Source organism: Streptomyces sp. ASQP_92 (assembly GCF_025399895.1).
Lineage (GTDB): Bacteria > Actinomycetota > Actinomycetes > Streptomycetales > Streptomycetaceae > Streptomyces.
On sequence record NZ_JAODUA010000002.1, the window covers coordinates 470,357 to 479,036 of the forward strand.

The window sequence follows — 8,680 nt, forward strand, 5'->3', positions numbered from 1 at the left end:
CATGAGCAGTGAGACGGGGTTGCGGGAGCGGAAGAGGCGCCGGACGTACGAGGCGGTGTCGGAGGCCGCGATCGGGCTGTTCCTGGAACGCGGCTTCGACCGGGTCTCCGTCGCGGAGGTCGCGGCCGCCGCCGGGATCTCCAAGCCGACCCTCTTTCGCTACTTCCCCACCAAGGAAGACCTCGTCCTGCACCGGTTCGCCGACCACGAGGACGAGGCGGCCCGCGTCGTCGCCGCCGGGCGCGCCGCGGGCGTCGCTCCGCTGCCCGCCCTGCGCGCCCACTTCCGCGAGGGCCTCGAACGCCGGGACCCGGTGACCGGGCTCTGCGACAACCCGCACGTGCGCGCCTACCACGCCCTGCTGTACGGCACGCCGAGCCTGGTGGCCCGTCTCCACGGGTACCAGAGCAGATCCGAGGAGGCGCTCGCCGCCGAGCTCGGCGAGGGCATCGGCGCGCGTGTCGCGGCCGGCCAGATCATCGCCGTGCAGCGGATCCTCGCTGAGGACAACTGGAACCGGATCGCGCGGGGCGCGAGCGCGCAGTCGCTGTACGAGGAGGCGGTGGCCGCGGCGGATGAGGCGTTCGGGCAGTTGGCGCGGGGGCTCGGGTCCGGGTACGGGCAGGGGTGACGGGCGGCGGGCGAGACGGAGCCGGTGCTTGCGGCCATTTCGTTACTGAGTAAAAAATGTAACCCGGTTACGTTATCCTCGTCGGTATGACGTCACTCGACCGGGAGCTCGGCACGGGGCTCGGCCGGAAGCTCGACCGCGAACTCGCCGAGGAGCGGGCCTACCACGACACCTGCCGGGCGGCCCTCGCCGCGATGACCGAGGGCGCCGGTGAGCGCGTCGTCCACGGCGAGAACGCGTTCGCCTCCGGTGCGGACGCCGAGGTCCTGGGGTATCAACTCCGCAGCTGGGCCAAGGAGTTGAGGGACATGCCGCAGGGGCCGCTGTTCTTCGGGCGGCTCGACTTCGACGCGGGTGCCGACGCCGACCACGCCGGGCAGAGCTATCACATCGGCCGCCGGCGCATCAGCGAACACCCCTCCGCCCCGCCCCTGGTCGTCGACTGGCGCGCCCCCGTCTCGCGCCGCTTCTACCAGGCGAGCGCCCGCGACCCCCAGGGCGTCGAGGTCCGCCGGCGCTTCGGCTGGGCGCGAGGAAGCCTGGGGGCCGCCCAGGACCTGACCGGCCTGGAGGACGAGCGCCTGACGGCGGGGGAGACGCACGGGACCAGCGCGATCCTCACCGGCGAGATCGAGCGTCCCCGTGTCGGCCCGATGCGGGACATCGCGGCCACCATCCAGCCCGAACAGGACGACCTCGTACGCTGCGAACTGGCCCGGTCCATCTGCGTCCAGGGCGCCCCCGGCACCGGCAAGACCGCCGTCGGGCTGCACCGGGCGGCCTACCTCCTCTACACCCACCCCCAACGCCTCCAGCGGCGCGGCCTCCTGGTGCTCGGCCCCAACCGCACCTTCCTGTCGTATGTCTGCGAGGTCCTGCCCGCGCTCGGCGAGAGCGACATCCGCCAGTCCACCGTGGACGAGGAGGTCGTGCGCGAGACGCGGGGCCGCGAGGTGCGGGCCGTCGACACCCCGCAGGCGGCGCGCGTCAAGCACGACGCCCGCATGGCCGAGGTGCTGCGCCGCGCCCTGTACGGACGGGTCGCGGAACCCGTCAACTCCCTTGCGCTGCGCGAGGGTTCGGCCACCTGGCGGGTCTCACGCGCGAAGCTCGCCTCGATCGTCGCGGCGGTACGCGCCGAGGCGCCGCCGTACGCCATCGGCCGGGAGCGGGTGCGCAGCCGGGCGGTCCGGGAGATCCAGCTCCAGGCGGAGCGGCGGGCCGGTCCCGTGAACCACACCTGGCTCCAGAAGATCACCAGGGCGCGTCCGGTGACGGAGTACGTCGACACGGTGTGGCCCAGGGTCAAGCCGGAGGAGGTCCTGGCCGACCTGCTGGCGGACCCCGAGGCGCTGGCCCCGGCCGCCGATGGTGTGCTGGACGGCGCCGAACAGAAGGCGCTGCTGTGGGCCCGGCCCCGCGCTCCTGGAAGTCCGCGCGGTGGTCGGCGGCCGATCTGATCCTGCTCGACGAGGTGTCCGGGCTGATCGAACACCCGGAGGGATATGGGCACATCGTCGTCGACGAGGCGCAGGACCTGTCGCCGATGCAGTGCCGGGCCATCGCCCGCCGGGCCGTGTTCGGCTCGCTGACCGTGCTCGGCGACCTGGCCCAGGGCACCACCCCGTGGGCGGCCCGCGACTGGCGGCGCCAACTGGCCCATCTGGGCAAGCCGGACGCCGTCGTGGTGCCCCTGACCACGGGCTTCCGGGTGCCGGCCGCGATCGTGGAGCTTGCCAACCGTCTGCTCCCCGCCCTGGACGTGGACGTACCACCCGGCCGATCCCTGCGCGGGGACGGCCGGTTGAGCCACCGGCTCGCCGCGACACCGGAAGAGCTGGGCGCGGAGGTGGTCCAAGCGGTGCGGGCCGCGCTGCGCGGGGAGGGGTCGGTGGGCGTCATCGCGGCCGACCACCGGGTGCCCGCCCTGGGCGAGGCGCTCGCCTCGGCGGGTCTCGACGCGAGCGGGGCGGAGCGGGTCGCGCTGCTGCCCGCGACGCTGGCCAAGGGGCTCGAGTACGACCACGTGGTGGCCGTCGAACCGGCCGAGATCGCGGCGTCCGAGGAACGCGGTCTGCACCGCCTGTATGTGGTCCTGACGCGGGCCGTGTCCGGCCTCGACATCGTTCACAGCAGGCCGCTGCCCTCCGAACTCGCTTGACGCCGCGCCGACTTGACCGGTTGCTCCTCGGGCTGCGGGCGGCTCGTGCGCATCCGGGCGACGGCGTAGACACAGCCCGCGAGCGCCAGATCGGACAGGAGCATGAAGCCGATCGAGTACGAGTCCTTCGCGCTGTAGATCGCCCCCATGACCAGCGGTGGCACAAAGCCGCCGAGGCCGCCCATCGCGCCCACGATGCCGGTCACGCTGCCCACTTGGGGCTGGGGGGTGACCTGCGAGACGAGGGCGAAGACGCTGCCGCTGGCCGTACCCAGACCGGCGCCCATGCACAGCAGGGCGATGGTTCCGCCCGGGTACAGCGGGGGGTCGAAGGCCTGCACGATGGCGAGCAGGGCGACCACGAGCAGCGCCCCGGCCGTGACCAGCGCGGGGTGGACGCGGTCCGAGAGCCAGCCGCCGATCGGGCGGAAGACGACCGTGGCCAGCGCGAACCCGGCCGCCTTGGAGCCCGCGTCGGTCGGGGACAGGGCGTACCAGGTCTTGAGGTAGGTCGGCAGGTACACGCCGAACGCGACGATCCCGCCGAACCCGATCGCGTACAGCGCGGACAGCTCCCAGGTCACCCGCAGCCGCCCCGCTCGGCCGAGCCGCGAGCCCAGGGTCGCCGTCGGGACGGGCCGGTCCGGGCGGTCCGTGATCAGCAGCGCGGCGAGCACCGCGTACACGGCGAGGGCGATCGCCACCACCAGGAAGGGGACGTGATACCCGTGCTTGGCGATGCGGGGCGTCAGATACCCCGAGAGCGCCACCCCGCCCATGCCCATGCCGAACACGCCGAGCGCGAAGCCCCGCTTGTGCGGCGGGAACCAGGAGTTGACGAGCGGGATGCCGATCGCGAAGGTCGTGCCGCCGAGCCCCAGCAGGAAGCCGATGACCAGCATCAGGCCGTAGCTGTCGCGCGCCGGGATCAGCAGCAGCACCGGCACGATGGTGAGCGCCGACATCAGGGGGAACATCAGCTTCGCGCCGTAGCGGTCGGTCAGCGCACCCACCGGGATCCGCCCGAGCGACCCGACGAGCACCGGGACCGCGACCAGCAACGACTGTTGCAGCGAGCTGAGGTGCAGCCGGTCCTTGTAATCGCCTGCCAGGGGGGCGATCAGGTCCCACGCCCAGAACGTCAGCGTGAACCCGACCGTCGCCATCACCAGGTTGCGGTACGCGGCGCCAGAGGGTTTCGAAACGGTGTCCACGCCCTCAGTCAAGGGGGCCGCCCCCGCGCGGGCGCGCCGGACTGCGCCGTACGGGGGACGCCGGCCGCGACGAGGAAAGGCCGCCGCGACACGAGCGGGAACCGCCCCGGGGCAGCCCCCTCGACGCCCAGGGGCAGCCCCTCGACGCCCCGGCGGGAGTGTCGGACCCGCCCGCTAGTCTCGGCCGAGCACATGGAGGCGCTCTTCTCACGGGGGAGACAGTGGGGGAAACAATGACGATGCACCGTCCGGGCCTGCCCGGTGATCTGCCGAGCCCGGAGGCGCTCTGGGCGCGGTGGGGCCTGCTCGCGGTCCTGGAGGCGTCGGCCGAGGACGAGGACCTGCCCTTCGTGCACCGCACGGGCATCTGGATCGACGGCGGCGGTCTGCACCTCGACGACTGCGGCTGTACGTGGTGGACGCTGGCCAGGATGGGCGAGGGCCGGTTCGTGCTCTACGGCGAGGACGAGTCCAGCGACGTCAAGTGGCACAAGCCCCCGATCGACATGCTGGCGGGCGCTCCGGACTGGCTTCCGTTCGCCAGGCTCCGCGATCTGATCGAGGGCTACGAACTGGGCTGCGTCTACTGGTACGAGAACGGCGCCTGGTCGCGTGCCCCCTATCCGGAGGGCCTCGACGACGACGGCCTGGACTGCGGGATGAGCCGCTTCGTCGACCGCGGCGACGTCCTGGGGAGCATCGACCTCGGCCGGGCCGGGGACAGCGGCCCGCAGGACCTTCTGGGCCGGGCCGAACGGTATGAACTGACGCCGCGGCAACTGGAGTCGGTGGTCTCCGGTTCCGCGTACGACCGCGGGGACCTGCCCGCCATGCTGCGGGCCCTGCGGCTGACGGGTCTGGCCGGCGAGGCGGCCGGCCGTGACGCCGGCTCCGGTGAAGGAGCCCCGGAGCGCGAGCCGGACGGCGCGGTCCGCGCTCCGGGAGGTTCGGGGCGGAGCTAGTCCTGGACGGTGTGCCGTTCCTCCCGCGCCGCGCGCAGTTCCGGGAACGGCATACGGACCCGCGACGCCAGATAGGACAGGCCCGTCGAGCCGCCGGTGCCCCGCAGACCGCCCACCGTACGGTCCACCAGGGACAGATGGGTGATCTTCCAGCGCCAGAACGCGTAGCCGAGGTCGAGCAGAGCCTCGGCCACGCGGTGGTGGACGCCCGCGCCCGCCGCCCCCCGCTCGCACACCTCCTCGACGCGCGTCGCGCACGCCGCCAGCGCCTTGAGGTAGGCGCTGTACAGCGGGCTCGTGCCGCCGTCGGACGCGGTGCCCAGGCGGTCGTCCAGGGCGTGGAAGCCGCGCGACTGGGCGCCGCTGGCCGTGCCCAGATGGCGCCGGAACGCTGCGAAGTGCTGGAGGGGCAGGCGCTCCAGGAGCCGTACGGTCTCGTCCAGGACACGGACCATGCCGGTCACCCGGCCCAGGTGTTCCAGGGCCCGCTCGGGGCCGTCCCACTCCGGCGAGCCATCCGCCTCCGCGAGGGCGTCGACCGCGGCGTCGATGTCCAACGCGGCCTGCGCGAGCCACAGTTCACTCGTCTGATGGGCCACGATGAAGAAGCGCTCGGCCGATTCGACGGCCGGGTCCCGGCCCGCCGGGTAGAGCGGGTGCTGGAGGGAGAGCAGGTCGTCGAGGGCGAGATAGCGCGCGTAGTCGGATGAGCTCATGGGTGTCCGCCGCTCGCCCGCTGCTCCGCGGTGTGGGCCAGGAGCCGCTCGATCCCGGTGTCCAGCTCCTCGGGGTCGCCGCAGAACGCCAGGCGCACCAGGGTCCTGGCCTGCTCCGCCGGTTCGGCGGACAGCGTATGGCCCGATGCGGAGACCACCGGGCGCAGCGCGAACCCGGCGGCCGGTGCGAGGCCCACGTCGTACCGTTCGAGCAGGCCCCGCACGAAGTCCGCCGCGTCGTGCGAGACCCCGGCGACATCCAGGACCGCGTACCAGCCGCCCTGCGGCAGTTCGGCCAGCAGCCCCGCCTCCCGCAGGGCGGGCAGGGCCCGGTCCCGGTTGGCCCGCACCAGCGCCGCGTTGCGGACCGCGCTGTCGCGCGCCTTGAGCGCCGTCAGACCCGCGTACTGCACCGGCGTCGACGGGCTGACCAGGCTCGCCTCCTGCACCACCCGCATCGCGTCGGCGGCCCGGCGGTGCGGGGTCACCACATAGCCGAGCCGGTAGCCCGTCATGGCCAGGCTCTTGGAGAAGGAGAACGTCGAGGAGACCCGGCGCTCGTGCTCGGCGAGGCCGCGCTCCAGGGACGCGAACGAGGTGTGCTCGCCGTCGTAGACGAAGTGCTCGTACGCCTCGTCGCTGATGATCTGGAGGTCGTGCTCCTGCGCCACGGCGAGGACCGCGGCCATCTCGTCCGCGCCGAGTACGGCGCCCGTCGGGTTGGCGGGCGAGTTGATCAGGACCGCGCGGGTCCGGGGGGTCAGGGCCGCCCGGATGCCCTCGGCGGTGGGACGGAAGTGCGGGCCCAGCGGGTAGAAGACGGGGCGGAACCCGGCGAGCAGGCACTGCTGGAGATGGATCGGCCAGTGCAGTTCCGGCAGCAGCAGTTCGTCACCGGGGCCGGCCAGGGACTGCATCAGGGCGGCCAGGCCCTGGCAGGAGCCGGGCGTCACGAAGATGTGGTCGGGTGAGGTGTGGTGGCCGTTCTCCATCTCCAGCTTGACGGCCAGCGCCTCGCGCAGCGCGGGCATCCCCTCGGCGGAGGTGTAGGCGGTGCGGCCGGAGCGCACGGCGTCCGCGGTGGCCTCGGCCACCTCGCGCGGAGGCTTGAAGTAGGGCTCCCCGACGTGGAGTTTGATGACCGGCCGGCCCGTCGTCCGCTCCCGCTGCTCGGCCGAGCGGAACACCTCGTGCAGACACGAGGACGGGATGGTGCCGGCCCGGGACACGGCGCTCACGACCCACCCTGACCGGCGGCGGGACGCGCCGCCCCGGAGTCGACGACGAACTCGTAGACGAAGAAGCTCTGGAGCGCGGGCTCGCGGTCGCCGATGACGTGCTTGGCGCGCTGCCGGAAGCCGTTGACGGCGAGTTCGTGCTCCACGATCAGCGGGGAGAGCTTGTGCTCCTCCTCGAAGGCGGTGACGACGTCGTCCTTGGTGATCTGCATCTCCGCGATCGCCACCATCCAGTTGTCGCGCTCGATGGCGTAGTCGATGACGAACTTGTACCAGTTCCACAGCGTCTTGCGGCGGCGGTCCTCCAGCGCGCGCGACCACTCGGGAACCGACCCGTCCTTGCGGTAGGCGGCTATCTCCTCGTCGCTGGCGAGCAGATAGCCGCCGCCCAGCTCGATGACCTCGGCGGACTTGAGTCGCAGGGCGTCCTCGGGCGTGCAGTACTCCGGACAGAACTCGTCGCCCAGGATCAACAGCCCCTCGGCGCCCAGGAGTTCGCGGGCGTGGGTGAGGTGGTTGTGCGGCAGGTGGTGGTGGCTGCCCCAGGAGATCATGACGTCGAGCGGCTCCCGCCACTCCTGGAAGGGGGAGCCGAACACCTCGGCGTGCGGCTTGTCCGCGAGGCGGTCGCGGGCCTGCTCCAGGGGGTTGCGGGCCACGTCGTTGGCGATGACCCGGCAGTCCGGCAGCCGGTCGGCGATCATGCCGGCGAGGACGCCCGAGCCGGAGCCCACGTCCATGACGGTGAGCGGCCTGCCCAGTTCCGCACGCCGGGCGGCGACCCGGTCGACGATGAGACGGTCGCCGTCGGAGATGTCGGGGTGGCCGTCGCGCATGATGGCGCCCACGTCGATGGTGCGGAACTCCTCGCGCGTGTAGATGGTGCTTTCCTCGATGACTGTCTCGGTGGTGCCGTCAGCGGTTTCCATGTCCCTGATTCCTTCCGCGTCGCCGTTGTCCGATTCGGTGATCACGCGCTACGTCCCCCGTCGATGGCGACCAGCGCACCGGTGACCCAGCCCGAGATGTCCGGGTCCAGCAGATTGCACACCCAGCCCGCGATGTCCTCGGGCCGTCCGAAGCGGCCCAGCGGGGTCGCCTCGACCAGGCCGGCGATCAGGTCGCGGGTGCCCGGCCCGTCCAGGCCCAGGTCCCCGTACATCGGGGTGTCCACCGGGCCGGGCAGGACCGCGTTGACCCGTACCCGCGGGGCGAGTTCGCGCGCCAGCGAGCGGGTCAGGCTGTTGAGCGCCGCCTTCGTCGCCCCGTACAGGGCGCGGTTGGGCATCGCCAGCGCCCCGCCCACCGAGGAGACGTTGACGACGGCGCCCTCTCGCTCGCGCAGCCAGGGCAGCGCCGCGCGGATGAGGTGGACGGGGCCCAGGAGGTTGACGCCGAGCATGGCCGTCAGATCGGCGAGGTCCGCCTTCTCGATCGGCGCGAACCGGGCGAGACCCGCGTTGTTGACCAGGCCGTCCACCGCGCCGAACCGCGCCACGGCGGCTTCGACCGCGGCGCCCGCCCCCGCCTCGTCGCCGATGTCGGCCGGGTGCACCAGGGCCCGCTCGCCGCCCTCGGTGTCGGCCGTCTCGCCGAGCGGTCCCGCCCTGCGGCCCACCAGGGTCACCGACGCTCCGGCGGCCAGGAGCCTGCGGGCGACGGCCCGTCCGATGCCGGTGCCGGCGCCGGTGACCACCATGCTCTTTCCGTGCAGGCTCATGGACGTGTGGCCCACTTTCTCGATCCGTGGACGGGCAG

General features: G+C 72.8%; 7 protein-coding genes and 1 pseudogene. 3 read left to right on the forward strand and 5 right to left on the reverse strand.

Annotated features, from left to right (window positions below; translation table 11 throughout):
- The first annotated feature begins 1 nt into the window (after position 1).
- Positions 2–631 carry a TetR/AcrR family transcriptional regulator gene (locus tag N4G70_RS08225; RefSeq protein ID WP_261711812.1) on the forward strand — a complete coding sequence of 210 codons (630 nt, stop codon included), beginning with the start codon at positions 2–4 and terminating at the stop codon, positions 629–631.
- 86 nt (positions 632–717) lie between these two features.
- Positions 718–2,792 (forward strand): annotated as a pseudogene (locus N4G70_RS08230) (HelD family protein).
- Here the strand turns inward: N4G70_RS08230 and N4G70_RS08235 are convergent.
- A complete protein-coding gene (locus N4G70_RS08235) occupies positions 2,759–3,958 on the reverse strand; it encodes a NarK/NasA family nitrate transporter (protein ID WP_261712081.1) in 1,200 nt (399 codons plus the stop codon). The pseudogene N4G70_RS08230 and the gene N4G70_RS08235 sit on opposite strands and share 34 nt — an antisense overlap.
- A gap of 281 nt (positions 3,959–4,239) precedes the next feature.
- Between N4G70_RS08235 and N4G70_RS08240 the strand changes: the two genes are divergently transcribed.
- Positions 4,240–4,968, forward strand: coding sequence for a hypothetical protein (locus N4G70_RS08240; protein WP_261711814.1), 729 nt, complete (start codon positions 4,240–4,242; stop codon positions 4,966–4,968).
- Here the strand turns inward: N4G70_RS08240 and N4G70_RS08245 are convergent.
- From N4G70_RS08245 to N4G70_RS08260, 4 genes are read right to left on the reverse strand one after another with little or no spacing between them, the layout of a single operon-like run.
- Positions 4,965–5,684: a tryptophan 2,3-dioxygenase family protein gene (locus N4G70_RS08245; RefSeq protein WP_261711815.1), complete on the reverse strand. Its 720-nt coding sequence runs from the start codon at positions 5,682–5,684 to the stop codon at positions 4,965–4,967. The two genes, N4G70_RS08240 and N4G70_RS08245, sit on opposite strands and share 4 nt — an antisense overlap.
- The gene (locus N4G70_RS08250) at positions 5,681–6,922 is read right to left on the reverse strand and encodes a pyridoxal phosphate-dependent aminotransferase (RefSeq protein WP_261711816.1); all 1,242 of its coding nucleotides are present in this window, start codon (positions 6,920–6,922) and stop codon (positions 5,681–5,683) included. Before N4G70_RS08250 ends, N4G70_RS08245 begins: the two co-directional genes overlap by 4 nt.
- Positions 6,919–7,851, reverse strand: coding sequence for a trans-aconitate 2-methyltransferase (locus N4G70_RS08255; protein ID WP_261711817.1), 933 nt, complete (start codon positions 7,849–7,851; stop codon positions 6,919–6,921). Before N4G70_RS08255 ends, N4G70_RS08250 begins: the two co-directional genes overlap by 4 nt.
- A 41-nt stretch (positions 7,852–7,892) precedes the next feature.
- Complete coding sequence (locus N4G70_RS08260; RefSeq protein WP_261711818.1) at positions 7,893–8,642, reverse strand: SDR family NAD(P)-dependent oxidoreductase; 750 nt, start codon at positions 8,640–8,642, stop codon at positions 7,893–7,895.
- Positions 8,643–8,680 lie beyond the last annotated feature (38 nt).

Bases quoted from the DNA above. Each gene is read 5' to 3' on its own strand.
- N4G70_RS08225 (WP_261711812.1), top strand. From the start codon at position 2: ATGAGCAGTGAGACGGGGTTGCGGGAGCGGAAGAGGCGCCGGACGTAC.
- N4G70_RS08235 (WP_261712081.1), bottom strand. From the start codon at position 3,958: ATGGCGACGGTCGGGTTCACGCTGACGTTCTGGGCGTGGGACCTGATC.
- N4G70_RS08240 (WP_261711814.1), top strand. From the start codon at position 4,240: ATGACGATGCACCGTCCGGGCCTGCCCGGTGATCTGCCGAGCCCGGAG.
- N4G70_RS08245 (WP_261711815.1), bottom strand. From the start codon at position 5,684: ATGAGCTCATCCGACTACGCGCGCTATCTCGCCCTCGACGACCTGCTC.
- N4G70_RS08255 (WP_261711817.1), bottom strand. From the start codon at position 7,851: ATGGAAACCGCTGACGGCACCACCGAGACAGTCATCGAGGAAAGCACC.
- N4G70_RS08260 (WP_261711818.1), bottom strand. From the start codon at position 8,642: ATGAGCCTGCACGGAAAGAGCATGGTGGTCACCGGCGCCGGCACCGGC.